This window comes from Pseudomonas sp. C9-3, from assembly GCF_032392015.1.
In the GTDB taxonomy this organism is placed as follows: Bacteria; Pseudomonadota; Gammaproteobacteria; order Pseudomonadales; family Pseudomonadaceae; genus Pseudomonas; species Pseudomonas nitroreducens.
Window position 1 is genome coordinate 5757069 of sequence record NZ_CP135919.1, and the last position, 25822, is coordinate 5782890.

Sequence of the window (25822 nt, forward strand, 5' to 3'; positions counted from 1 at the left end):
GAAGTGGCTGCCGAATCTCGCGCGAGAGCGGCCGCATTCCTAGCGGACACATCCGATACACGGATACGCCCTTTCCGACGCTGCCCGCCGACCGCGAAATCTCAACGGGCTCCCAGCCTTCCCCCGCTTTCCAACTCCAGCAGATTGAGCAGGTACTGGCCGCAGTAGCCCAGGTCCTGCTCGATGGCTTTGCGCGCTCCAGCGCCATCGCCACGCTCCAGCGCCTGCAGGGTGTCTTCGTGGAAGTCGTTGAGGCGCAGCGACAGGTCGGCCTCGGTGAACAGCCGGTTGAAGAACGGCCCCACCTGCAGCCACAGCGCCTCGATCATGCGCAGCAGCGTGGGGTTGCCACAGGCGCGGTAGAGCGTCAGGTGGAACAGGCTGTTGGCTTCCAGGTAGCCATGGACGTCACGGGCGTTCAGCGCGTTTTCCATGCGCTCGGTGCAATCGCGCAGCACGGCCATGTCGGCGGGCCGCAGGTGCCGCGCCGCATCCTCCACCGCCAGCCCCTCCAGGGATTGCCGCACCTGCAGGATCTGCAGGTAGCGCTCGCGGGTCATCACCGGCACCCGTAGCGAGCGTTGCGGTTCGCCTTCCAGCGCGCCCTCTGCCACCAGGCGTTGCAGGGCGGCGCGGACCGGCATCGGGCTGGTTCCCCATTCGTCAGCCAGGTCGCGGATCTTGAGCCGCTCGCCAGGCTGGAAGCGCCCGCTCAAAAGGGCCTGGCGGAGGTTCTGGTAGAGCTGTTCCTGAAGGTTGTCGGCCATGGTTTCACTCCCGCCCGGCCGGCGGCGCCGGCAGTTGGGCGAAGGTCAGGCTGCAGTCGTGCTTCATCTCGCTTATCCCTTGTTTTCGATCAGACAGTTGCCGCCATCCACCACCAGCACTTCGCCGGTGATGTAGCTGGCCTCGGGCGAGGCGAGGAAGGCGATGGCGGCGGCCACCTCCTCCGGTCGCCCGGAACGACCCAGCGGCGTGCGCCGCCCGGCCTGGATTTCTTCTTCGCTGCTGGAGCCGGTGGCAATCCAGCCCGGCGCCACGCTGTTCACCGTCACCCCGCGCTGCGCCACTTCCAGCGCCAGCCCCATGCTCATGCCGAGCATTCCGGCCTTGGCCGCGCTGTAGGCCGACTCTCCCGGATTGCTGGCCCGCGTGCCGGTGGTGGAGCTGACGTTGACGATGCGTCCGTAGCCGCGCTCCAACATGCCCGGCAACAATGCGCGGGTGAGCAGGAAGGCGCTGGTCAGGTTGCGCGCCAGCGACAGGTTCCAGGTCGCGAGGTCCATCGCCGCCAGCTCGACGAAGGGTTCCGGGCTGCCCTGCATGGCCATGCCGGCGTTGTTCACCAGCACGTCTACCCTTCCCCATTGCGCCTGCGCCCATTCGGCCAGCCGGCGGACATCGCCTTCGTCCGTCAGATCGGCCGGTAGCGCGCGGACGTCGAAACCTTCGCCGCACAGTTCTTCCGCCCGCAGCAGGACGCGCTCGCTGCTGGCAGTGAGCAGCAGCTTCACCCCGTTGCGCGCCAGGCGGCGGGCACTGGCGAAACCGATGCCGGATTCGCTGCCGGCGCCACTGACCAGGGCCACCTGGCCGCCCCAGGGCGATGCGTTCGTGACGTCATGCATGGATACGGCTCCATTCTGTGATCACAAAATTCGTTACAGGGCAGATTATCAGGCAGATGATTCGCTGTATTGACATTTTTGTGATCACAAATGGAAGATGTGCGAAATAACAAACGAGGTGTGCAACATGACCGCCAGCGGAATCGCCCAACAGGCCGTGGATCTCTTCACCGCCCGCGAGCGCCAGCGCTTCCTGGAACAGAACCCCAAGTCCGTCGCCCTCGCCGAGCGTGCGCACCAGTCGCTGTACGCCGGTGTGCCGATGCACTGGATGGCCGACTGGTCCACGCCCTGCCCGCTGTTCGTCGAACGCGCCCAGGGCGCCCGCTTCTACGACGTGGACGGCCATGACTACGTGGACTTCTGCCTCGGCGATACCGGCAGCATGTTCGGCCACTCGCCGGCGCCGATCGCCCGCGCCCTTGCCGAACAGGGCGCCCGTGGCCTGACCACCATGCTCCCCGGCGAAGACGCGGTGGTCTGCGGCGAGTTGCTCGCCGCGCGCTTCGGCCTGCCCTACTGGCAGGTAACCGCTACCGCCACCGACTCCAACCGCTACGTGCTGCGCTGGGCCCGCGCAGTGACCAAGCGCAATACCCTGCTGGTGTTCGACGGCTGCTACCACGGCACCGTGGACGACGTGATGGTGCGTTACCGCGACGGCGAAACCGTGCACCGCTCCGGCCTGGTCGGCCAGGCCTACGACCTGACCCAGCACAGCCGTTCTATCCCCTTCAACGACGTCGAGGCTCTGGAAGCCGCGCTGGCCCAGGGCGACGTCTGCGCCCTGCTGTGCGAGCCGGCGATGACCAACATCGGCATGGTCCTGCCCGACCCGGGCTTCATGCAGAAGTGCCGCGAACTGACGCGCAAGTACGGTTCGCTGCTGATCATCGACGAAACCCACACCATCTCCACCAATATCGGCGGCTGCACCCAGCTGTGGAACCTCGACCCGGACTTCTTCGTGGTCGGCAAGCCGATCGCCGGCGGTGTGCCCTGCGGCATCTTCGGTTGCAGCGCGGAGATGGCCGACCGCATGGCCGCCTCGCGCCAGAGCGCCCAGGAAGACAGCCACGGTCACGGCCATAGCGGCATGGGCACCACGCTCTCGGCCAACGCCCTGGCCATGCACTGCATGCGCGCCAACCTGGAACAGGTGATGACCCAGGCGGCCTACGACCACATGCTGCCGCTGGCCAAGCGCCTGGCCGACGGCTTCCGCGCACTGATCGCCAAGCACGGCCTGAAGTGGTCGGTGACCGAGCTGGGCGCGCGCAGCGAATTTCAGTTCTGCCCCGTCTCCCCGCGCACCGGCGCCGAAGCCGAAGCGGCGTTCCATGACGAGCTGCAGATGGCCCTGCACCTGTACTTGATCAACCGCGGCATTCTGATCACGCCGTTCCACAACATGACCCTGTGCTGCCCGGACACCACCGCAGCGGACGTGGATCGCCTGATCACGACCCTCGATGCCGGCATCACCGAGCTGCTGGCCATTCCCGGCGCGCGTGAGGCCTGATTGAAACTCCCCCTGTAGGAGCGAGCTTGCTCGCGAACCCGCCCCGCAGCGGATTTGCCAAAGAGCGTTCGCGAGCAAGCTCGCTCCTACGACAAGCATTCTGCGGCGCGCCCCGCGCCCACCGAGGACCACCATGCAATTCGCCGATCGAAAGGAAGCCGAAGCCTTCCTCGCCGCCCACCCGGACGTGCGCAGCATCGAACTCTTCATCATCGACTCCAACGGCATCCCGCGCGGCAAGCTGCTGCACCGCGACGAGCTACTGGCGATCTACGACAACGGCCGCCCGCTGCCCAGCTCGATCCTCGCGCTGACCGTGCAGGGCGAGGACGTCGAAGGCACCGGGCTGGTCTGGGAAGTAGCCGACGCCGACTGCTGGACCTACCCGCTGCCCGGCAGCCTGACCCTGCAACCCTGGCGCAGCTCGCCCACCGGCCAGCTGCAGGTGAGCATGCACCCGACCCAGGGCCTGCCGGCCACCCCGGCCGATCCACGCCAGGCGTTGAGCCGCGTAGTCGACCGGCTGAAGGCCGACGGCTTCCACCCGGTGATGGCGGTGGAGCTGGAGTTCTACCTGCTGGACAAGCAACGCGACGCCAACGGCCGCCCGCAGCCGGCGCTGCAAATGAACGGCATCCGTCCGGAAGCGCCGCAGGTCTATGGCGTCTACGAGCTGGAACAACTGCAGCCGTTCCTCGACGACCTCTACGCCGCGTGTGAAGTGCAGGGCCTGCCGGTACGCACGGCGATTTCCGAATACGCCCCGGGCCAGGTCGAGCTGACCCTGGAACACCGTTTCGACGTCATGCAGGCCATCGACGAAGGCGTGCGCTACAAGCGCCTGGTGAAGGGCGTGGCGAACAAGCACGGACTGCAGGCCTGCTTCATGGCCAAGCCGTTCGGCGACCGCGCCGGCTCCGGCATGCACCTGCACGTCAGCCTGGCGGATGCCGAGGGCAACAACCTCTACGCCAGCGAAGACATTCACGGCACCCCGCTGCTGCGCCACTCCATCGGCGGCATGATGGCGCGCCTGCTGGACTCCCTGGCGATCTTCTGCCCCAACGCCAACTCCTTCCGCCGCTTCCAGGCCAACAGCTATGCGCCGCTGGCCAAGAGCTGGGGCGTGAACAACCGCACCGTGTCGTTCCGCGTGCCTGGCGGCCCGGCGAAGAGCCGGCACATCGAGCACCGCATCTGCGGCGCCGACGCCAACCCCTATCTCGCGGCGGCGGCGATCCTCGCGGCGATCCATGAAGGCATCCGCGAGCAGATCGACCCGGGCGCGCCCATCGTCGGCAACGGCTACGAGCAAGCCACCGAATTCCTCCCCACCGACTGGCTCACTGCGCTGCGCGCACTGGAAGCCTCCACCTGGGCCCGCGAGGCGCTGGGCGAGGAATTCCTCAAGGTGTTCCTGGCGATCAAGTGGGAAGAGTTCCGCCAGTTCATGGGCGAGGTCGGCGAGCAGGATTGGCGCTGGTACCTGCATCACGCCTGAACGACTGACCGAAACGGCGGATAACCGTGAACGGTTATTCGCCCTACGTAAGATGTCCCCTGGGCTCCCGTAGGGCGCATAACGCGAAGCGTTATCCGCCATTTTGCGCCCAACAATCAGCTCACCCGCTGACACGCGAAAGTCTTACGAAAAATTTACCCTGCCAGAGTGAAGATTCTGGTCTTTTCTTGGTCTGTAGTTGCACGGAGCGCCTGAGCGCTCTGCGATCGATGCGGCGCCCGCCGGTCTGCCTGCCGGCCGCCGTCCTCTCTCAGGCAGGGAGAACCCGTAGACAATGAGCACTCCCGTCGTACTGATCACCGGCGCTGCCGGTGGCCTCGGAAAAGCCATCGCCAAACGTTTCGCCCAAAGCCACTGGCGCATCGCCGCCACCGATGTGGATAAAGCCGGCCTGCATGCGCTGAACGCGCAAGTACCGCTGGACGCCACCGCCGTCGGCGACCTGCGACGAGCGGACAACTGCCACAGCCTGATGTCCGACATCCTCGCCCGCACCGGCCGCCTCGACGCCCTGGTGAACGCCGCCGGCGTCTGGCGCGAAGGCCCGGTGGAGGACTTCAACGAGGACGACTTCGACCTGGTCATGGGGGTCAACCTCAAGGCAGCTTTCTACATGTGCCAGGCCGCGACGCCCTACCTCAAGGAAAACCACGGCAGCATCGTCAATATTTCCAGCGACTCCGGCCGCCAGGCTTATCGCGGTTCCGCTGCCTACTGTGCGAGCAAGGCGGCGCTGACCATGCTCACCCGCACGCTGGCCCTGGAACTCGCCGAATCCGGCGTGCGGGTCAACGCCATCTCGCCGGCCGACATCGCCACGCCGATGCTCGACTACCAGGCCGAACGCTACGGCCAGGGCAACCCGGCGGCCTACAAGCGCGAGCTGCTGAAGGATTATCCACAGGGCAAGGTGGCACGCTTCATCCGCCCGGAGGAAGTCGCCGAGCTGGTCTGGTACCTCTGCAAGCCGGAATCCGAAGCCATCACCGGTGCGGACCTGGCCATCGACTTCGGCCTCTCGGCCGGGCGCTGAAGCGCAGCGACGTGAACGGGCGGCCAGGGGTCGCCCGTTTTCGTTCAGGACGTTGTTCGAACGGCAGATACACCGCTGGCGAATGGTCCACTGGCGCCGCTGGCCAATCAGGGATATAGAAAAAACTGTGTCGCCAGCCGCGCTCGGGTTGTCCAGAGTGAGGCCCTTTCCTTTTTCCCAGACAATTGCCCGAGAATTCCATGGAACCTGGCAACCACCAGCTCAGCATGACCGTCCTGATGACCCCCGACATGGCCAACTTCTCCGGCAATGTCCACGGTGGCACCCTGCTCAAGTACCTCGACGAGGTCGCCTACGCCTGCGCCAGCCGTTACGCCGGCTACTACGTAGTGACCCTGTCGGTGGACCAGGTGATCTTCCGCCAGCCGATCCACGTCGGCGAACTGGTTACCTTCCTCGCCTCGGTGAACTACACCGGCCGCACCTCCATGGAGATCGGCGTGAAAGTAGTGACCGAGAACATCCGCGAGAAGTCCGTGCGCCACACCAACAGCTGCTTCTTCACCATGGTGGCGCTGGACGACGAGCGCACGCCGATCGTCGTGCCGCAACTCGACCCGCAGACCAAGGACGAAAAACGTCGCTTCGCCCAGGCGCAACAGCGTCGGCAAATTCGCCAGGAACTGGAACAGCGCTACAAGGAGCTTCGCGACGAATGACGGACGTTCGCGACATTTCCTGAAAAGAAATCCCGCGTGTCGTGGAAATTTCCCAATGCGTCAACAGGTTACCCTTGCGTGAAAGCAAGGTAGGAATTCATTACTACGCCTAAACTTTTCACACGCGGGTTTGCCCCCGTGACCCACCGTCGAGCGGCCTGGTGCTGATACGCAGTCCGGCCGCTCCCTGAGTGCCCGGAGCCCAGACCATGCATCACACCCCGTTACTGACCACCCTCGCCGTCGGCTTCGTGCTGGCCTTCGTCCTCGGCGCCCTGGCCAACCGCCTGCGTATCTCGCCGCTGGTGGGCTACCTGCTCGCCGGCGTGCTGGCCGGGCCGTTCACCCCCGGCTACGTCGCGGACCAGGCGCTGTCCGTGGAGATCGCCGAACTGGGCGTGATCCTGCTGATGTTCGGCGTCGGCCTGCACTTCTCGCTCAAGGACCTGCTGTCGGTGAAAGCCATCGCCATCCCCGGTGCGGTGGTGCAGATCGGCGTCGCCACCCTGCTCGGCCTGGGTCTTGCGTGGATGATGGGCTGGAACTTCGGCGGCGGGCTGGTCTTCGGCCTGGCGCTGTCGGTGGCCAGTACCGTCGTGCTGCTGCGCGCGCTGGAGCAGCGCCAGCTGATCGACACCAAGCGCGGGCGCATCGCCATCGGCTGGCTGATCGTAGAGGACCTGGCGATGGTCCTCACCCTGGTCCTGTTGCCGGCGCTGGCCGGCTCCCTGGGCGGCACCTCCGACGGTGGCGACGGCGGCCTGCTGATGCCGATCCTGCTGACCCTGGGCAAGGTCGCGGCCTTCGTCGCGGTGATGATCGTCGGCGGCCGCCGCTTCGTGCCCTGGGTGCTGGAGCGCGTCGCCAAGACCGGCTCGCGCGAGCTGTTCACCCTCGCTGTGCTGGCGATCGCGCTGGGCATCGCCTACGGCTCGGCGGTGATCTTCGGTGTGTCCTTCGCCCTGGGCGCGTTCTTTGCCGGGATGATCCTCAACGAGTCCGAGCTGAGCCACGAGGCCGCCGAGAACTCGCTGCCGCTGCGCGACGCCTTCGCCGTGCTGTTCTTCGTCTCGGTGGGCATGCTGTTCAACCCGGCGATTCTGATCCAGGAGCCGCTGCCGGTGCTGGCGACCTTCCTGGTGATCGTCTTCGGCAAGTCGGTGGCGGCCTACGTCATCGTGCGCATGTTCGGCCACCCCAACAGCACCGCGCTGACCATCGCCGCCAGCCTGGCGCAAATCGGCGAGTTCTCCTTCATCCTGGTTGGCCTGGGCGTCACCCTGAACCTGCTGCCCGAAGCCGGTCGCGACCTGGTGCTGGCCGGTGCGATCCTGTCGATCCTGGTCAACCCGCTGCTGTTCATCGCCATCGACCGCCTGCAGGCGCGCCAGGAGCAGAAGGCCGAGAGCGAGCCCGGCGTGGTCCAGGTGGAGCCCCAGGACCTGCCGCCGCCGGTGCTGGAGCACAACCACGCGATCCTCATTGGCCACGGCCGCGTCGGCGCGCTGGTGAGCGAGCGGCTGCGCAAGGACAAGGTGCCGGTGGTGGTCATCGAGGACAAGCGCGAGAAGGCCGCCGAACTGCGCGAGCACGGCCTCTGCGTGGTGGTGGGCAATGCCGCCAATCCCGATGTGCTGACCCAGGCCAACATCACTTCGGCGCGCTGGCTGCTGATCGCCATTCCCAACGGTTTCGAGGCCGGGACCATTGCCAGCCACGCGCGGGCGATCAACCCGAGCCTGGACATCATCGCCCGTGCCCACTTCGACGCCGAGGTGGATTACCTGGAGCAGAACGGCGCCAGCCTGGTGATCATGGGCGAGCGCGAGATCGCCCGCGGCATGGTCGAGCGGGTCGAACGCGAGGACGCCGCCGCGGCGCCGGGCGACGACCACCTGCCGCAGTCGGCCTGACGCCATGCTGCGCCGGCTGTACGACTGGACCATGCGCCTGGCGGGCCATCCGCGGGCGGAGCTGGCACTGGGCGGAGTGACCTTCGCCGAGAGTTCGTTCTTCCCCATCCCGCCGGATGCGCTGCTGGTGCCGATGGTGCTGGCCAACCGCGCCAAGGCCTGGCGCTATGCGGCGATCTGCATCGTCAGCTCGGTGCTGGGCGGCATCGCCGGCTACTTCATCGGTCTGCTGCTGTTCGAAACGGTGGGCCAGGCGATCCTCGCCTTCTACGGGCTGCAGGAGAACTTTGCCGAGGTCGCCGAGCGCTACAACGAGCTCGGCTGGCTGATGGTGCTGCTGGGCGGCGGCTTCACCCCGCTGCCCTACAAGCTGATCACCCTCACCAGCGGGGTGACCCAGCTCGATCTGGTGCTGTTCATCGCCTTGAGCGTGGTGGCGCGTACCCTGCGTTTCGCGGCGACCTGCGCCCTGCTGTTCTGGGCCGGCCCGGCGCTGCGCGAGGCCATCGAGAAACGCCTGGGGCTGGCGTTCGGCCTGCTCACCGCGATGGTGGTAGGCGGCTTGCTGCTGGGCAAGTACATGCTCTGAGGCGGCAGGCGGCAGGCGGCAGGCGGCAGGCGGCAGGCGGCAGGCGGGATTGTGTAGGAGCGAGCTTGCTCGCGAACCGCCCAGCGCCAGAGCTGCCGGGAAATCTGTTCGCGAGCAATAACGATGGCGTCCCCCTCGCTCCTACAGCTCAGGTTCCGGCGCAGTGGCCTGCCCTCTCCCCAGCCCTCTCCCTGAAGGGAGAGGGAGCCGTCCGGCGTCCGGCAGGTCGACAGAGTCAGCCGGCAAGCTTCTGGCTGTTCTGCAGCTCAGGACAGTCCCCTCTCCCTTCAGGGAGAGGGTTAGGGAGAGGGAAATCCCCAGCACCAGGTAACAGGCAAAGAGCGTTGTTCCGGCAAGGGAAGTCGGAGAATCACCCCAACTTCACCGCCTCGAACTTCACCCGCGGATGGGCGATGCGGTCCTGGGCGCGCACCAGCTCCAGCTCGTAGCTGCCGCAGGCCTGGGTCTCCAGCAACACTTCGTGCACGGCGGCGGCGCAGAATTCGAAGGCTGTGCGCAGGTCATCGCCCAGCAGCAGGCGTGCGAGGAACAGCCCGGAAGTCAGGTCGCCCACGCCGACCGGCTGGCGCGGGAAGGCCAGCAGCGGGCGGCGCAGGTGCCAGGTCTCGTCGAGGGTCACCAGCAGCATCTCGAAGGCATCCGCCGGCTTGCCGGGGTAGTTCAGGTGCTTCACCAGGATCGCCTTCGGGCCGCGCACGAGGAGGCCACGGGCCATCGCCGCGCAGTCTTCCAGGGAGGTCGGCTGGCGGTCGCAGAAGCTGTCCAGCTCCAGCTGGTTCGGGCACAGGTAGTCAGCCACCGCGGCGGCCTCGTGGAGCAGGAACTCACCGACTTCCGGGGCGACGATGCAGCCCTTTTCCGGATGGCCCATCACCGGGTCGCACAGGTACACCGCACGCGGGTTCACCTCGCGGATACGGCGCACCACTTCGAGGATCGAACGGCCCTGCGCCGCACTGCCCAGGTAGCCCGACAGCACGGCATCGCAATTGCCCAGCTCGCCAATGGCAGCGATGCCGTCCACCAGCGCCGGAATCTGCTCCGGCGGCAGCACCTGGCCCGTCCAGTGGCCATACTGGGTATGGTTGGAGAACTGCACGGTGTTCAGCGGCCAGACGTTCACCCCGACGCGTCGCATGGGGAACTCGGCGGCGCTGTTGCCGGCGTGGCCGAAGACGACGTGGGACTGGATGGCGAGAACGTGGGGAGTGCGCGACATAACGGTGTCCTGCTACAGAATGGGGCAGTATGGGGCGCAATTCACACGCTGTGAACATCCCCCTCTCGCCGCCCGGCGGCGGAGTGAGTAAGCTGATGCGCCGATTCCGAGGAAGCCGAAGTGGACCTGGGCAATCTTTTCATTTTCATGCTGGTTGTCGCGGGCGCCGCCTGGTGGTGGCGCGCCCATGGCATCCGCGAGCGTGCGCTGGCCCTGGCCAAGCAGCACTGCGCGCGCGAGGGCGTGGAACTGCTCGATGACGCCATGGCCCTGCAGCGCTTCCGCTTCCAGCGCGACGGCCGGGGCAACCTGCGCCTGGCCCGCGAATACGCCTTCGAGTTCACCGCCACCGGCCAGGAACGCTACGCCGGCACTATCGCCATGTTCGGCCAGCACCTGGGCCGCGTCGAGCTGGCGCCGTTCCGCATGGAGCCCGAGCCGCGCATGCCGGTCTCGCCGGTTGCCACCTTCCATCCCGCCGCCCAGCCGGTGGACGAAGAGATAGTCGACGCGGTCTTCGACGATACCCCTGCACCGCCGCGCGCCAAGGCAGAAGTGGTGCGCCTGGACGAATGGCGCCGCGCGCACCAGGGCAAGAAGGTCGGCGACTAGAGCTGCGCGCGGATCTTCCGCCAGTCCTCTTCCACCGCCGCCGTCATGGCCTTGCGCAGCAGCCGGCAGCGCCCGCGATGCCAGAGTGAATAGCGCCGCATCTGGTTGCGCCGGCAGCCCTCGAACAGCCAGTCGGGATCGAAGCCGTCCCACACCCCCGCCGTCACCCAGCTATTGCCCCAAACCACCGGCGCCACTTCCAGGCGATAAATCGCCTCCAGTTCTTCCGGCGGGTAGCCGCTGATTGCCAGGGTCCGAGCGATGGCGGCCCGGCCGCTGTCGTCCAGCTCGGTATCCAGCCACAGCTCGGACAGCGCCAGCCAGACGGATTCGCGGGCCGGGTCGTTCATTCGTGGCCCAGCAGGAAGCGCGACACGCGCTCGGCGCTGTCTTCGGGAAACTCCTGCATGAAGCAGTGGCCACCGTCGACGCACTGGCCACTCACCACCGTGTTCGAAGCGCACCAGCGTGCCACCGACTTGGGCACGAACGGGTAGGTGCGCTCGCCGAACAACACCTGGGTCGGCGTCACTACCTTGCCCAGCGACGGCCACAGCCGCTTGGGGAAGGAACTGAAGATCTCCGCCTCGCGGCTGGGCCGGCATTTCAGTTCGACACCTGCTTCGGTGCGCTTCATCGCGTTCTCCACGTAGGCCTGGAGCGCAGCGTCGGTCCAGCCCTTGAAGATACCGCGGCCGTGCAAGCCGGCGTAGGCCGCCTCGCGGTCCGGCCACTGGCTGCGCCGCGAGCGCGCCTTCTGCACCATGGTGCGGCGCTTGTGCAGGCCGAGTACTTCGGAGAGCGCCATCACGCCGATCATCGCCGGGGTAAAGAGCACCGGGTCGAGCAGCACCGCGCGGCGGAACAGCTCGGGATGACGACCGAGGATCAGGCTGGTGAGCACGCCACCAAAACTGTGCCCGGCGGCGTAGTGCGGCACGTCGCCAAAGGCTTTGTTGCCGGCCTGGAAGGCCTCCACCGCCATCTCGGCATTGCGGTTCCAGCCATGGAAACGCCCGCCGTGGTCACTGTCGCCGTGGCCCTGGACGTCGCACAGCCAGAGGTCGAAATCCTCCACCAGGACTTTCAGCATCGGCTCGTAGGCACGGCCACAGAAGCCATTGCCATGCAGGAAGTGCAGCAGCGGCTTGCCACTGGGCTCGCTGCGCCAGCCGCGCAGGGTGAAACCGGCGGACCCTTCGTGGGTCCAGGACGACAACTGCATCGAAGCTCTCCATCGGGATGCGGCAGTTTAGCGAGGCAGCGGGGCGCCGGACCAGCGCGCGGTCATGCTATTGTCGCCGACCCTTGGTCGAACACCGTCGAACATGTCGCCTACCCGCCCTCTTCGCCTGCTGCTGATCTGCCTGTTCCTGCTGGCCGGGCTGGTGCTGTCGGTGTTCTGGGCGGGCGAGAAGGCGCGGCACCGCGCGCTGCTGGCCGAGGCGGAAACCGCCCATGAGCAGTTGGGCCTCTACGCCAGTTCCCTGCATACCCTGATCGAGCGCTTCCGCAGCATTCCCTCCGTGCTGGCGCTGGACCCGGAACTGCGCGCGGCCATGCGTGGCCCGCTGACAGAGGAAGTGCAGCACCGGATCAACCTCAAGCTGCAGGAAATCAACGGCGCGGCACGCTCGTCGACGCTGGAGCTGCTGGACCGCAGCGGCCTCGCCGTGGCCGCCAGCAACTGGAACCTGCCGACCAGCTACGTCGGCCACAACTACAGCTTTCGGCCGTACTTTCGCCAGACCATCGCCCAGGGCGCCGGGCGCTTCTACGCGGTCGGCGTGACCACCGGCATTCCCGGTTACTTCCTGTCCAACGCACTGCGTGACGACGCGGGCACCTTCCTCGGCGCCATCGTGGTCAAGCTGGAGTTTCCCGACCTCGAACGGCAGTGGAGCCAGACCCCGGACGTGGTGCTGGTGAGCGACAGCAAGGGCGTGGTGTTCCTCGCCAATCACCCGCGCTGGCGCTACCGCGAGCTGATGCCGCTGGACGCAGTGGCCCGCGCGGAACTGGCCGATACCCGCCAGTACCACAGGCAGCCGCTCAGCGCGTTGCCGCACCGGACGCTGGAAAGCCTCGGCGAGCATGCGCGCATGGTGCGTGTCGACGGCCAGGAAATCAGCGGCGACTACCTCTGGCAATCGGTCGGCCTGCCGGAAGAAGACTGGACCCTGCACCTGCTGCGCGACACCCGCGGAGTGCAGTCGGACGTCACCAGCGCCCGCCTGGCCGCCGCCGGTGCGTGGATGGCACTGGTATTCCTAGTCCTCTGGCTGCAGCAGCGACGGCGCCTGGCCCGCCTGCGCCAGCGCAACCAGGAAGAACTGGAGCGCCTGGTCGAGCAGCGCACCGCCGCCCTGCGCACTGCCCAGGACGGCCTGGTGCAAGCGGCCAAGCTGGCGGCGCTGGGGCAGATGTCCGCCGCGCTGGCCCACGAAATCAACCAGCCGCTCACCGCCCAGCGCATGCAACTGGCCAGCGTGCGCCTGCTGCTGGACGCCGGCCGCCAGGATGACGCCCGCGCCGCGCTGGTGCGCGTGGACGAACTGCTTGAGCGTATGGCCGCGCTCACCGGGCACCTGAAGACCTTCGCCCGCAAGACCCCCGGCGGCCTGCGCGAACGCATCGAACTGGGCCACGTGGTCGAGCAGGCGCTGCAGCTGCTGGCCGTGCGCATCCGTACCGAAGGCGTGGACATCCGCCAGGCGCTGGAGTCACCGGCCTGGGTGCTGGGCGACGCGATCCGCCTGGAGCAGGTGTTGGTCAACCTGATCCGCAACGCCCTGGACGCAGTGGCCAACAGCGCCCAGCCACGCATCGAACTGACCCTGCGCCGCGACGGCGAGCACTGGTGCCTGGAAGTCGCCGACAACGGACCGGGCATCGATGAGGCGCACCTGGCCAGCGTCTTCGACCCCTTCTTCACCACCAAGCCGGTGGGCGAAGGACTGGGCCTGGGGCTGGCGGTATCCTACGGCATCGTCCACGAACTCGGCGGGCGCCTCGGCGCCGCCAACCAGCCCTCCGGCGGCGCCGTATTCCGGCTCAGCCTGCCGGCCGCCAGCGAAGAATCCAGACCATGAGCGAGACCATTCTCTTCGTCGACGACGAAGCCGCCATCCGCGACGCCGTGCAGCAATGGCTGCAACTCTCCGGTTTCGAAGTGCGCCTGTGCAGCAGCGCCGACGAGTGCCTGAAAAGCGTCGCCCGCGAGCTGCCCGGCGTGGTCATCAGCGATGTACGCATGCCCGGCACCGACGGCCTGGCCCTGCTCGAGCGCCTGCAGCAGCTCGACCGCGACCTGCCGGTGATCATGGTCACCGGCCACGGCGACGTGCCCATGGCGGTGCAGGCGATGCGCCAGGGCGCCTACGACTTCATCGAGAAACCCTTCACCCCCGAACGCCTGCTCGACAGCCTGCGCCGCGCCTTGGAGAAACGCCGGCTGGTGCAGGAGAACCGCCAGCTGCGCGAACAGGCGGCACTCAAGGACCAGATCGAATCGCGCCTGCTGGGCGTCTCGCGACCGATGGAAACCCTGCGCCGGCAGATCATGGCGCTGGCCGGTACGCCGGTGAACGTGCTGATTCGTGGCGACACCGGTAGTGGCAAGGAACTGGTCGCGCGTTGCCTGCACGACTTCGGCCCGCGCGCCGGCAAGCCCTTCGTCGCGCTGAACTGCGCGGCGATTCCCGAGCAGTTGTTCGAGACCGAACTGTTCGGCCACGAAAGCGGTGCCTTCACCGGCGCCCAGGGCAAGCGCATCGGCAAGCTGGAGCATTCCAACGGCGGCAGCCTGTTCCTCGACGAGATCGAAAGCATGCCGCTGGCCCAACAGGTGAAGCTGCTGCGCGTGCTGCAGGAACAGCAGCTGGAACGCCTGGGTTCGAACCAGAGCATCAAGGTAGACCTGCGGGTGATCGCCGCCACCAAGCCGGACCTGCTGGAAGAGGCCCGCGCCGGGCGCTTCCGCGAGGACCTCGTCTATCGCCTGAACGTCGCCGAGCTGCGCCTGCCGCCCCTGCGCGAACGCCGCGAGGACATCCCGCTGCTGTTCGAGCACTACGCGCTGCTGGCCAGCGAGAAGTTCGGCCGCGAAGCTGCGCCGCTTTCGGCAACCCAACTGGCCCGCCTGCTCGCCCACGACTGGCCGGGCAACGTCCGCGAACTGGCCAACGCCGCCGAGCGCCACGTGCTCGGCCTGGACCGCGCCGAGCTGCCGGAAGCGCCCGCCGGCAACGGCCTGTTCGAGCGCATGGAAGCCTACGAGGCGCAGTGCATCCGCCAGGCGCTGGGCCAGTGCAAGGGCGACATCAAGGCGGTGATGGAACTGCTCGGCCTGCCGCGCCGCACCCTCAACGAGAAGATGCAGCGCCACGGGCTGAGCCGTGGGGACTACCTGGGCGAGGACTGAGCCATCTGTTCGGCGAAGAACCAGCCGGTACACCAGCGCGCCAGCGGCCAGAGCAGTGCGAGCAGCAGGATCGCCGGCGGCAGCAGGTAGAGCGGCAGGTTGCTGGAGTTGAGCGAGCTGTAGGCGGCGAAGGCCACCAGGACCGACGCCAGCACGATAGCGACCATCCACAACGCCAGCAGCACCAGCGCGCAGGCCAGCACGCGGCCAGCGGCGAAGCGCGAGAGCCGGGCGGGCAGGCGAGTCCGCACGGCCGTCATGACGATGACGAAAGGCAGTACGCAGCTCGACAGCATGAATACTGACTGCCAGCCGTCAGCGCCGCTGTACAGGTAGAGCACTCCGTAGCCGAGTGCCGTGGCCAGCTTGTAGATCACCGCGGTGAAGCACAGCGCAACCGCCAGCGCCACATGCCAGGAGGGCAGCGTGGCGGCCTGGCCCGGCGCCATCGGTTCACAGCGCGAGCGCGCCAGGTGCAGGACCAGCCAGAGCGGCAGGAGGCAGCCAAGGGCCAGGTTGATCAGCGAATTGACCTGGCCATACAGGGCTATCCAGAGGGTCCGGGAGCCCTGCTCGAACGCCCACTGGTAGAAGGACACGCTCAGGTAGGACACGGCGGTGCTGACGACCATGGTGGCGATCAGATAGGCCACGCCGAAGCCTACCAACAGTCCGGCCAGCGGCTGGAAGCGTGCGATACCGTGGCGCTCGCGCTGGTAATGCACCAGCAGCAGGACCGCTGCGGCATAGAACACCAGCCCACCCAGCCAGTTCGCCAGCATGGTCGGCAAGTACTGCGGCAGGCGTTCGCGGTAGCTGCCCAGGTTGAGTATCCACTGCACGGCATTGCTGCCGAAGAACACCACGGCCGCGGCCACGATCATGGCGGCGACGAACTGCAGGGGCTCGCGGCCGACCGGCGCCACAGCATCGAACGGCGCGGTGAGCGGTGCCTGGGGTGTCGCAAAGGGATTGTCACTGGTCATCTCGGCATCCTTGTCGAATCCGGCCTGCGGCGCGGAGTGTGCCCAGCCTACCAGCCCGCCGGCGCTTTTCCACAGCGCATAAAAAAAGGCCGCTGACAGCAGCGGCCTTGAGACGGACGTCGATCTGGAGCAATCAAGAATCGGCGTCGGGAAGCTTGCCGGCGGTGAGGCCGGTAACAGCGCTGCTCGAAAGCCGCGCTGTTGGGTCAAGTATATTGACCGATCAGACAGGAATACAGATCACTGGCGGCGAAAGACTGTTACAGCATCTGTAACAGTCGCCTTCCGGTGGCCGAAACGCAGGCAAAAAAAACGCCGCATATCGTATGCGGCGCAAGGTGTTGAGAAGCCCGGCTCACGCTCCGGACTTCCCGGGGGAAGCGGCCGATCAGGAATCGGCGTTGCTGCTGGCAGCGGCCTTGGCAGTCTGCTCGGCGGACTGGGCCTGCTGCTGGGCGATCACTGCTTCGTTGGCCTTGACCATCTTGTCGGTCATCAGGCGCGATTCTTCGGCGAAGCTCAGCTGAGTGAAGGACAGCGAGCAGACGGACAGCAGGGCAGCAACATAAAGCGAACGGGACATGACGGTGATCCTTTCTGAACACCCGATTGGTCGGGGTTGAAGAAAGGTTACGGCGCAACAGTGAGTAGAAAAATAGCTAGCTAACCAACAAAGCATTGCCTAAAAAGCAACAATCCGCGCCGATCGTCCGAGAACGTTGATATAGAGCGGCTGCGACGATCTGCCGCGCTAGCGCCCAAGGTCCGAGATGGCCTTATGCCCAGTTGACGGGATCGTTGAGCGCTGCTTCGTCCTCTTCGAACATCTTCGGCAATTCCATCTTGAGGAACTCGACCCAGGTGCGGATCTTCGCGTCGAGGAAGCGTCGCGACGGGTACAGCGCGTAGATGTGCCTCACGTGCAGGCTGTGCCGGGGCAACACGCGCACCAGCGAGCGACGCCGCAGGGCGGGCGCGGCGACATAGCTGGGCAGCAGGCAGATGCCCATACCGGCGGCAGCTGCGCCGGTCAGCGCCTCGGCAACGTTGACCATGAAGGTGTCGCGCGGGCGGATCACGCTCTCCTCATTGCCCTCCTCGAAAGCCCAGCCTTCGGGGAAGGTCGGGTCCTGCAGGCGCAGGCACTGGTGCTGGTGCAGGTCGGCGACGCTGGTCGGGGTGCCGCGCCGCTTGAGGTACTCGGGGCTGGCGCAGAGCACGCTGTAGATGGTGCCCAGAGTCTGGGCGACGAACTCGGAGTCGGGCAGTTCGCGGTCGCGGGTGATCACCACGTCCTGGCCTTCCTCGAGGATGTCCGGCTGGCGCTGGGCCAGGGTCAGCTCGATGTAGACCTCGGGAAAGGATTCGCAGTAGCGCGAGATCAGCGGGATCAGGTGTTGCTGGCCGAGGCCGGTGAGCGAGTGCACGCGCAGCCGGCCGCGCGGCTTGAGGTGCGCGCCGCTGGCCTCGGCTTCCGCCTCTTCGACGTCGGCGAGGATTTCCCGGCAGCGCAGCAGGTAGCGCTCGCCGGTTTCGGTCAGCGCCAGGCGCCTTGTCGTGCGGTGCAGGAGGCGGGCTTCAAGTTGCGCTTCAAGGTCGGAAACCACGCGCGAGACCTGGGCGGTGGACAACCCCAGGGCGTTGGCGGCGGCGGTGAAACTGCCAGCATCCACCACCCGGACGAAAGCCCGCATCGCGTGAAGTACGTCCATCCTTCCCCCTGCTTATCCGTCTTGTAGGAAACGACGACAATTATTGTCCGCGCCGCAAAACTGAATCGCAGTATAGGGTCGTTTTTTAGCGATTGTTACCACGTATAGTGCCGGACAAGTCGCTGCAGCAACGTTGGGCATACCAGGCTCATCGTACGGCCGCCGATACACCAATCGACGGCCCTCTCCCCCGCGCATACCTGGCTGCAGCGACTGACTCTTTCTCCAGGGGCGGCCTTCTTCGGATGGCCGCCCTTTTTCGTTTCTCCAGCGCTAGCTGCCCTTGTAGGAGCGAGCTTGCTCGCGAATACACTTCACTGCGGAGTCGCCGGGAATCTGTTCGCGAGCAAGCTCGCTCCTACAGGAAAGCCCTCAGCGCGGCAGCGGGTAGAGGCGCTCGTCGAACTGCTCCAGGCGCACGAACTCCAGCGGTTGGTCGTTTTCCAGCTTCTGCAGACGATCCTGGTACTGACGCAGGAAGTCCTGGCGCGCGTCGTTGCTGATGTAGGGCACGTGCCAGGCCACGAACGGCGGCAGCACGCTCATGCCGGTGTAGGCCAGGGTGCCGCGCAGGATCGGCCGCAGCATGTCTTCCAGCGGACCGTGGATGGCGCCGTCGCCGAACATGTGGTCGCGCCCGCCGAGGGTCACGGTCACCAGCGCCTTCTTGCCGGCAAGGCCGCCCTGGTCGTAGAAGCGCTTGCCGCCGTAGCAGATGCCCGAGACCAGCACGCGGTCAAACCAGCCCTTGAGGATGGCCGGCGCGGAGAACCAGTAGATCGGGAAGTTGAAGATCACCAGGTCGGCCCAGAGCAGCTTTTCCAGCTCGGCCTGGATGTCGGCAGCGATGGTCTTGGCCTTGGCGCCTTCGCGCTGTTCCAGGGCGTAGACCAGGTACTCGGGGTTGGCGCGGGCGCCGAAGTCGGCGGCGCTGGCCACCGGGTTCCAGTTCATCGCGTAGAGGTCGGAGACCTGCACTTCGTGGCCCTGGCCGCGGAGGGTTTCCTCGGCGAGCTGGTACAGCGCGGTGCTGAAGGATTGCGGTTCGTTGTGGGCGTGGACGATCAGTACGTTCATGGGAGTTCCTTGATGATCTGACTTCGGCGCTCGTGGCTACCCTCTCCCCCCAGCCCCTCTCCCTGAAGGGAGAGGGGAGCTATCCGTGCCACCGCGAGATTTCGCCGCCGCGCCGAACCGCTTGGCTCCTTCTCCCGCAAGCGGGAGACGACTGCATGGATGCAGGAGGTAGAGCGACGCAGGATGCCAAAGCCGAGGGCTGGGGAGAGGGTGCTGTTCAGGCGCTCAGAGTTGGATGGCCTTGAGCTCGACGAACTCGTGCAAGCCCTGCTCGCCCCATTCGCGGCCGTTGCCGGACTGCTTGTAGCCGCCGAAAGGCGCACGGTAGTTGAAGGCACCGCCGTTGACGAAGCATTGGCCGGCGCGCATCTGCCGGGCGAGGCGCAGGCCATCTTCGCGGTCGCCCGCCCAGACAGCGCTGGACAGGCCGAACGGCGAGTCGTTGGCGATTGCGATGGCTTCCGCTTCATCGGCATAGGGAATCAGGCACAGCACCGGGCCGAAGATTTCCTCGCGGGCGATGCGCATCTGGTTGTTCACCCCGGCGAAGATCGTCGGCTGCACATAGTGCCCGCGCTCCAGATGGGCCGGACGTTCGGCGCCGCCGCAGACCAGCTGCGCGCCCTCTTCCTGGCCGACGCGAAGGTAGTCGAGCACGGTGCGGCGCTGGCCGCCCGAGCACATCGGGCCGAGGAAGCTGTCAGCGTCCAGCGGGTCGCCCATCTTCAGCGCGAGGGTTTCGGCACGGGCGATTTCCACGGCTTCGGCATAGCGATGGGCCGGCAGCAGCATGCGCGTGAGCGCGGTGCAGGTCTGCCCGGAGTTGATCATCACGTCCTGCACACCATGGCGCACGGCGGCGGCGAGGTCGGCATCGGCGGTGATCAGGAACGGCGACTTGCCGCCCAGCTCCAGGCACACGCGCTTGACCGTCGGCGCCGCGGCTTCGGAAACCTTGACGCCCGCGCCGGTGGAGCCGGTGAACGAGACCATGTCCACGTCCGGATGCCGTGCCAGCGCTTCGCCGACCTTGGAGCCGGGGCCGCTGACCAGGTTGAACACACCGGCTGGCAGGCCGATGGCGTGGACCATGTCGGCCAGCAGGAAGGCATGCAGCGGGGTGTCCTGGCTCGGCTTGACCACCACGGTGCAGCCGGCGGCGAGCGCCGGGGCGAGCTTGCCGATCAGCTGGTGCAGCGGGTAGTTCCAGGGGTTGATGAAAGCGCAGACACCCACCGCTTCCTTGACGATCAGCGAGTTGCCGACCTCGCGCACTTCGTCCATGTGCGCGGCCATCGCGGCATAGCTTTCCAGGCCCTCGATCGGCCCGTCGACCTGCACCATGCGGCACCACTGCACCGGCATGCCCAGCTCGGCGGTGATCAGCGCGGCCATTTCGTCGGCGCGGCTCTTCAGTTGTTCGGCGAGGGCGCGGATGTAGCCGGCGCGCACGTGGGACGGCGTCTGCGACCAGGCCGGGAAGGCACGGCGGGCGGCGTCCACCGCGCGGTTCACGTCGCCTTCGCCGCCCAGCGGCACGCGACCGACACAGTCCTCGGTGGCGGGGTTCTGCACCTCGGCCACGCCCTGCCCTTGCGGCGCCACCCAGGCGCCATCGATGTAAAGCTGAGAACGATCACGCATAACGTTTCTCCTGGAGCAGTTCGGCGGCGCACAGGGCAATGCGGCGGCAGGCTTCGCGCAGCGGTTCGGCGCCGAGCACCAGACCCAGGCGGATGTGCCCCGCGGCGCTGGGGCCGAAGGCTTCGCCGGCCAGCACGGAGACGCCGTGGCGATCCAGCAGCACGTCGGCGAAGTCCTGGGCGGAGAGCCCGGTGGCGCGGATATCCACCATCACGAACATGCCGCCATCCGGGCGCAGCGCGCGCACGCCGACGCAATCGGCGAGGCAGTCGAGCACCAGGTCGCGGCGCTGGCGGTAGGCCTCGCGCATGGCTTCCAATTCCGGCAGTTTGGCTTCCAGCGCGGTGCAGGCGGCGTCCTGGATGAAGTCCGGCGAGCCGTAGAGCATGCACAGGGCGAGGTTTTCCAGGTGCGCGCAGAGCTCGCGCGGGCCGACCACCCAGCCCACGCGCCAGCCGGTCATGGCGTGGGATTTCGACAGGCTGTTGAGGGTCGCGGTGCGCTCGGCCATGCCCGGCAGGCTCGCGGGGCTGATGTGTTCGCCGTCGAACAGCAGCTCGCTGTAGACCTCGTCGGAGATCATCCACAGGTCATTGTTCACGCACAGCTCGGCGAGCTTTTCCCAGGTGGCGCGCGGCAGGCTGGCGCCGGAGGGGTTGTGCGGGCTGTTGATGGCCAGGGCGCGGGTGCGCGGGGTGATCAGCGCGGCGACGTCCTCGGCCTGCACGCGGAAGCCGTGCTCGGAACGCACCGATACCGGGATGACCTTGGCGCCACAGGCACCGAACACCGCTTCGTAGGTGACGTACATCGGCTCGGCGACAATCACTTCGTCGCCGGGGTTGAGCACGCACTGCGCCACGGCATACAGCGCGCACTGGGCGCCAGCCAGCACCACCACGTCATCGGCGGTGACGGCCTGGCCGCTGCGCTGGCTGTGACGGCGAGCAATGGCCTCGCGCAGCGAGCGCTTGCCGCGCACGTCGGCGTAGTGGGTGTTGCCGGCCAGCAGGCTGTCGATGGCCGACTGCACGATGGGCACGGGAGTATCGAAATCGGGGTCGCCCACCGACAGCAGCAGGATGTCGTCGCCCTGCTCCATGCGCGCCAGGGCGCGGTAGTGGATGTCCCAGGCGGCGGCGCCGTCGCCGGCGATACGTTGGGTGAAGTTCGAGTAGCGCATGGTGTTCATCCTTCAAGGCACCAGGGCCCAGGGGCCCCGGCGGGTGCAACAGGTCCTACTGGGCGCAGGCGTGTTTCAGCTCGATCAGCGTCACGCCCGGATGGGCGAAGCCGCTGCGCAGGTCGCGTTCCAGTTCGTCCAGGCTCTGCGGCTGACGCATCTCGCAGCCGTAGGCGCGGCCGAGCAGGGCGAAGTCCGGGTTGCGCGGCAGGACGCCGATGGGCTCGATGTCCAGGCCGATCATGTCGTCGCGGATCTGCCCCAGCGCATCGTTGTTCCACAGCAGCACCACCAGCGGGCTGTCCAGTTCTTCCGTCGCGGTGGCCAGTTCCTGCGCGGTGTAGAGGAAGCCGCCGTCGCCCACCAGCACCAGGCCGGGGCGCTCAGGCGCACCGAACTTGGCGCCGATGCCGGCCGGCACGCCGTAGCCGAGGGTGCCGTAGCCGGTGGGATGCAGCCAACCGCGCGGGGCCTTGCTCGGGTACAGGTAGTTGGCGGTGTAGGCCAGCTGGGTCATGTCGCTGGCGATGAAGGCGTCGTCCGGCAGGACCTTGGCGATGCGCTCCAGAATCGACTTGTGGATAAGTTGCAGTGGGGCGTGGCCGCCGTCGATCTGCGCGCGCAGTTCGGCGATCCGCGACTGCGCTTTCGCCGCGTCACGGGCTGCGCTCGGCAGTGCAGCGAGCAGGGCTTCGGCGGTGGCTTTCGAATCGCCCAGTAGCGCCACGGCGCTCGGGTAGAAGTCATTGAACTTGCGCGAATCGACATCGACGCGGATCACCTCGCCGTTGACCGGCAGGCGGTCGCGCCAGAAGTCGGTGTCGGCCATCTCGGTGCCGATGGCGAGGACCACGTCGGCCTCGGCGATCATGTCCCAACCGGCCTGGGTGCACAGGGTGGCGCCAGCGGAGAGCGGCGCTTCCGGTGCCAGCAGGCCCTTGCCAGCGACGCTGGTGAACAGCGGCGCAGCCAGGCGCTCGCTCAGCGCGGCCAGGGCATCGGCGGCATGCAGCGCGCCGCCGCCGGCGATGATCATCGGGCGCTGGGCCGCCTTGAGTTTATCCACAGCCTGCTGGAGCGCCTCGGCGCTGGGCTGGCCGCGGCCAGCGCGGCGCACGACTTCATGGGTCCAGTCGCGCGCGACGGGGTTGGCGAGCACGTCCAGCGGCACCGAGATGTGCACCGGGCGCGGGCGTTCGCTGTCGAACACGGCGAAGGCCCGGGCGATCAGTTCGGGCAAGTCCTCGGCGCTCAGGGCGACGGCGGAGAATGCAGTGATCGGCGCGGTCATGGCGCGCTGGTCCTGGGTCTCGTGCAGGCAGCCCCAGCCCTTGCCCAGGCTGGCGGTGTGGTTGACGCTGGAAATCACCAGCATCGGGATCGAGTCGGCGTAGGCCTGGCCGATGGCGGTGGCGGCGTTGGTCACGCCCGGCCCGGTGATGATGAAGGCCACGCCCGGCTTGCCGCTGACGCGCGCGTAGCCGTCGGCCATGAAGCCGGCGCCCTGCTCATGACGCGTCAGCACATGGCGGATGCCGCTGCCGGGCAGGCCGCGGTACAGCTCCAGGGTGTGCACGCCGGGAATGCCGAACACGGTGTCGACGCCATAGTTGGCCAGCAGGCGCACCAGGGCCTGGCCGCCGGTGAGGGTTTTGTCGTTTTGCATGAACGATCTCCCGAACTGTTCTTCGGCGGATAACCGCAAGCGGTTATTCGCCCTACTCGTGGGGGCCTACGCCGAGTGTCCGGCGTGCGCCGCTTTTGCCCCCTCTCCCGCAAGCGGGAGAGGGGAGCGTTCGTATTCGTCCTTCAAGTACCGAATTGCTCTTTGTAGGAGCGAGCAAGCTCGCGAACGAACCCCGGTGCGGGGCCAGGTTCGCGAGCAAGGACCAGGCGTCCCCCTCGCACCTACAGGTACGGTCATTCGGCGACGCGAATCAGCGCATCCACCGCCACGGCGCCATCGGCGTCTGCCAGCAGCGGGTTCACGTCGAGTTCCAGCAGGTTGTCCACGTGTTCGCAGGCGTAGTCGGCCACCGCACGGATCGCCTCGACCAGCGCCTCCAGGTTCACCGGCGCGCGGCCACGGAAGCCGGTGAGCAGCGGTGCGCTGCGCAGGCTCAGCAGGGCATCGCGGATCGCTGCGTCGGTGGTCGGCAACAGCAGGCTGCGGCTGTCCTTGAGCAGCTCGACGAGGATGCCGCCGGCGCCCAGCACCAGCGCCAGACCGAAGCCGTTCTCGCGCTTGATGCCAACGATCAGCTCGGCCAGCGGCGGGTTGGCCATGCGCTCCAGCAGCACCTGATCGAACGGCACTTTGGGCGCGTGGCGGGCGATGTTCTCGCGCATGTCGAACAGTGCTGCTTCCAGCGCCGCCTCGTTGCGCAGGTTGAGCGCTACACCGCCGGCTTCGGTCTTGTGCGGCAGTTGCGCACTGACCACTTTCAACGCCAGCGGGAAGCCGACATCGGCGGCCGCTTCGCGGGCCTGGGTCGGCGTGCTCAGCGCGGCGCGCGGCAGCGGCAGGCCGAAAGGTTTCAGCGCCTGCTTGGATTGCCACTCGTCCAGCAGGCGGCCTTCGCCTTCCAGCGCCTGCGGACAGAGCGGCACCAGGGCGGCTTCGCCGCGGGCCAGCAGCGCTTCGCGGCGCTGGCGGTAATGGGCGATGCGGCCCCAGGCGGCGAGGCCGTCTTCCACGCCTTGCAGCGCGGCGACGCCGTGGGAGTGCAGCAGTTCGCGGGCGTGCCTGGGCAGCAGTTCCGGCAACGCAGAGGCGATGAAACCGACCTTGCCGTGGCGCTCCAGCGCGGCGCAGTAAAGCTCCAGCAGCAGGTCGCACTGCGGGCGCTCACCGGTTTCTTCGCCGGGGTAGTCGAGCACCAGCAGGGCGGCGTCGGCTTCAGTCTGCAGGGCGCTGTCGAGCATGCGCTCCAGCGCCGGGCCGTCGCCCCAGATGGCGGTGGTGAAGTCCAGCGGGTTGGCGATGTTGGCGTAGTCCGGCAGCACCTGCACCAGCTCGGCGCGCTGCGCGTCGACCAGCTTGGGCAGGCTCAGGCCGTTGCGTTCGGCGTAGTCGGCGATCAGCCCGGCGTCACCGCCGGAGCAGGCCAGCGCAGCGAGGCTCGGGCCGGCCGGCAGGTTGCCGCAGGCGGCGGCCTTCAGGGTTTCGATGAAGCTCACCGGGCCGCTGACGCGGATCACGCCAAGGCGGTCGAACAGCGCGTCGTACAGCGCATCGGAGCCGGCCAGGGAGCTGGTGTGGCTGAGCGCGAGCTCGGCACCGATCTCGGAAACGCCGGTCTTCAGCGCAATCACCGGGATGCCTTTCTGCAGCGCCTTGAAGGCGGCGCGGGCGAAGCCGGGAACGTTCTTCAGGCCTTCCAGGTGCAGGCCGATGGCGGTCACGCGCGGCTCGTCGAGCAGCACGTCCATCAGTTCGGCCACGCCCAGCTGCGCCTGGTTGCCCACCGAGGCCATGTAGGCGATGGGCAGCGAGCGGTCGCTCATGGACAGGTTGTAGGCGAAGTTGCCGCTCTGGGTGAGCACCGCCACGCCCTTCTCGACCATGTGCCCGCCGTGGGCCACCGGCCACAGCGCGGAGCCGTGCAGGTAGTCGAGCAGGCCGTAGCAGTTGGGGCCGAGCAGGGCCATATCGCCAGCGGATTCGAGCAGGCGGCGCTGCAGCGCTTCGCCTTCGGCGCCGGTCTCGGCGAAGCCGGAGGCATAGCAGATGGCGCCGCCGGCATCCTTGGCGGCCAGCTCGGCGACGGCCTGCAGGGTCAGGTCGCGGTTGGTGGCGACGAACACCGCGTCCGGGCCTTCCGGCAGGTCGGTGACGCTGCGCACGCAGGGCACGCCTTCGAGTTCGTCGTACTGCGGGTTGACCAGCCACATCGCACCCGGGAAGCCGCCTTCGGCACAGCGCTTGAGCGCGCGCGCCATGCTGCGGCCGCCGATAAAGGCGACGTGACGGGGAGCCAACAGGCGCTGGAGGTTTTCTCTTTTCATGTCTTGTCTCGGCAATGTCGATCCCTCACCCCAACCCTCTCCCAGAGGGA

Annotated in this window: 22 protein-coding genes; 9 read left to right on the forward strand and 13 right to left on the reverse strand. The window is 67.3% G+C overall.

The features are described 5' to 3' along the window. Positions 1-101: 101 nt before the first annotated feature. On the reverse strand, positions 102-767 hold the full coding sequence (locus RS899_RS26370; protein ID WP_024766839.1) for a GntR family transcriptional regulator: 666 nt from the start codon (positions 765-767) through the stop codon (positions 102-104). 72 nt (positions 768-839) lie between these two features. Continuing rightward, positions 840-1628, reverse strand: coding sequence for an SDR family NAD(P)-dependent oxidoreductase (locus tag RS899_RS26375; protein WP_315808416.1), 789 nt, complete (start codon positions 1626-1628; stop codon positions 840-842). Between the two features lie 127 nt (positions 1629-1755). On the opposite strand from RS899_RS26375, the gene RS899_RS26380 reads away from it, so the two are divergent. The 6 genes from RS899_RS26380 (at position 1756) to RS899_RS26405 (ending at position 8887) form a co-directional block, all read left to right on the forward strand. Then, entirely contained in the window at positions 1756-3150 is a 1395-nt protein-coding gene (locus RS899_RS26380) for an aspartate aminotransferase family protein (protein WP_315808417.1), read from the forward strand. Between the two features lie 133 nt (positions 3151-3283). After that, the gene (locus tag RS899_RS26385; protein ID WP_315808418.1) at positions 3284-4651 is read left to right on the forward strand and encodes a glutamine synthetase family protein; all 1368 of its coding nucleotides are present in this window, start codon (positions 3284-3286) and stop codon (positions 4649-4651) included. 295 nt (positions 4652-4946) lie between these two features. After that, entirely contained in the window at positions 4947-5705 is a 759-nt protein-coding gene (locus tag RS899_RS26390) for an SDR family NAD(P)-dependent oxidoreductase (protein WP_054910324.1), read from the forward strand. Between the two features lie 200 nt (positions 5706-5905). Beyond that, positions 5906-6385, forward strand: a complete 480-nt coding sequence (locus RS899_RS26395; protein ID WP_054910325.1) for an acyl-CoA thioesterase — start codon at positions 5906-5908, stop codon at positions 6383-6385. A 209-nt stretch (positions 6386-6594) separates the two neighbouring features. After that, a complete protein-coding gene (ybaL, locus tag RS899_RS26400) occupies positions 6595-8298 on the forward strand; it encodes a YbaL family putative K(+) efflux transporter (protein ID WP_054910326.1) in 1704 nt (567 codons plus the stop codon). A 4-nt stretch (positions 8299-8302) separates the two neighbouring features. Then, positions 8303-8887, forward strand: a complete 585-nt coding sequence (locus RS899_RS26405) for a YqaA family protein (protein WP_024766834.1) — start codon at positions 8303-8305, stop codon at positions 8885-8887. A 370-nt stretch (positions 8888-9257) separates the two neighbouring features. On the opposite strand, the gene pdxY is transcribed toward RS899_RS26405, so the two are convergent. After that, entirely contained in the window at positions 9258-10127 is an 870-nt protein-coding gene (gene pdxY / locus RS899_RS26410) for a pyridoxal kinase PdxY (protein ID WP_054910327.1), read from the reverse strand. Between the two features lie 147 nt (positions 10128-10274). Between pdxY and RS899_RS26415 the strand changes: the two genes are divergently transcribed. Beyond that, on the forward strand, positions 10275-10739 hold the full coding sequence (locus tag RS899_RS26415) for a DUF3301 domain-containing protein (protein WP_267918924.1): 465 nt from the start codon (positions 10275-10277) through the stop codon (positions 10737-10739). On the opposite strand, the gene RS899_RS26420 is transcribed toward RS899_RS26415, so the two are convergent. Next, positions 10736-11089: a DUF7079 family protein gene (locus RS899_RS26420; RefSeq protein ID WP_315808419.1), complete on the reverse strand. Its 354-nt coding sequence runs from the start codon at positions 11087-11089 to the stop codon at positions 10736-10738. The genes RS899_RS26415 and RS899_RS26420 overlap by 4 nt on opposite strands. Further along, positions 11086-11964 (reverse strand): alpha/beta hydrolase, encoded by an 879-nt coding sequence (locus RS899_RS26425; protein ID WP_315808420.1) that lies wholly within the window; start codon positions 11962-11964, stop codon positions 11086-11088. The genes RS899_RS26420 and RS899_RS26425 overlap by 4 nt, the downstream gene beginning before the upstream one ends. Positions 11965-12067: 103 nt before the next feature. On the opposite strand from RS899_RS26425, the gene RS899_RS26430 reads away from it, so the two are divergent. Both RS899_RS26430 and RS899_RS26435 read left to right on the forward strand, forming a co-directional pair. Further along, the gene (locus RS899_RS26430) at positions 12068-13831 is read left to right on the forward strand and encodes a sensor histidine kinase (protein ID WP_315808421.1); all 1764 of its coding nucleotides are present in this window, start codon (positions 12068-12070) and stop codon (positions 13829-13831) included. Continuing rightward, complete coding sequence (locus RS899_RS26435; RefSeq protein WP_315808422.1) at positions 13828-15162, forward strand: sigma-54 dependent transcriptional regulator; 1335 nt, start codon at positions 13828-13830, stop codon at positions 15160-15162. Before RS899_RS26430 ends, RS899_RS26435 begins: the two co-directional genes overlap by 4 nt. Here the strand turns inward: RS899_RS26435 and RS899_RS26440 are convergent. The 8 genes from RS899_RS26440 to RS899_RS26475 form a co-directional block, all read right to left on the reverse strand. Next, positions 15144-16148, reverse strand: coding sequence for a hypothetical protein (locus tag RS899_RS26440; RefSeq protein WP_315808423.1), 1005 nt, complete (start codon positions 16146-16148; stop codon positions 15144-15146). The two genes, RS899_RS26435 and RS899_RS26440, sit on opposite strands and share 19 nt — an antisense overlap. A gap of 388 nt (positions 16149-16536) precedes the next feature. Next, the gene (locus RS899_RS26445; RefSeq protein WP_024766827.1) at positions 16537-16731 is read right to left on the reverse strand and encodes a hypothetical protein; all 195 of its coding nucleotides are present in this window, start codon (positions 16729-16731) and stop codon (positions 16537-16539) included. A 193-nt stretch (positions 16732-16924) separates the two neighbouring features. Then, the gene (locus RS899_RS26450) at positions 16925-17860 is read right to left on the reverse strand and encodes a LysR family transcriptional regulator (RefSeq protein ID WP_037007681.1); all 936 of its coding nucleotides are present in this window, start codon (positions 17858-17860) and stop codon (positions 16925-16927) included. A gap of 372 nt (positions 17861-18232) precedes the next feature. Next, complete coding sequence (locus tag RS899_RS26455; protein ID WP_315808424.1) at positions 18233-18937, reverse strand: NAD(P)H-dependent oxidoreductase; 705 nt, start codon at positions 18935-18937, stop codon at positions 18233-18235. 225 nt (positions 18938-19162) lie between these two features. Continuing rightward, positions 19163-20581: an aldehyde dehydrogenase family protein gene (locus RS899_RS26460; protein WP_315808425.1), complete on the reverse strand. Its 1419-nt coding sequence runs from the start codon at positions 20579-20581 to the stop codon at positions 19163-19165. Further along, on the reverse strand, positions 20574-21764 hold the full coding sequence (locus RS899_RS26465; protein ID WP_315808426.1) for a pyridoxal phosphate-dependent aminotransferase: 1191 nt from the start codon (positions 21762-21764) through the stop codon (positions 20574-20576). Before RS899_RS26465 ends, RS899_RS26460 begins: the two co-directional genes overlap by 8 nt. 55 nt (positions 21765-21819) lie before the next feature. Beyond that, positions 21820-23430 carry a 5-guanidino-2-oxopentanoate decarboxylase gene (locus RS899_RS26470; protein ID WP_315808427.1) on the reverse strand — a complete coding sequence of 537 codons (1611 nt, stop codon included), beginning with the start codon at positions 23428-23430 and terminating at the stop codon, positions 21820-21822. 254 nt (positions 23431-23684) lie between these two features. Continuing rightward, on the reverse strand, positions 23685-25772 hold the full coding sequence (locus tag RS899_RS26475) for an acetate--CoA ligase family protein (RefSeq protein WP_315808428.1): 2088 nt from the start codon (positions 25770-25772) through the stop codon (positions 23685-23687). Between the last annotated feature and the right edge of the window lie 50 nt (positions 25773-25822).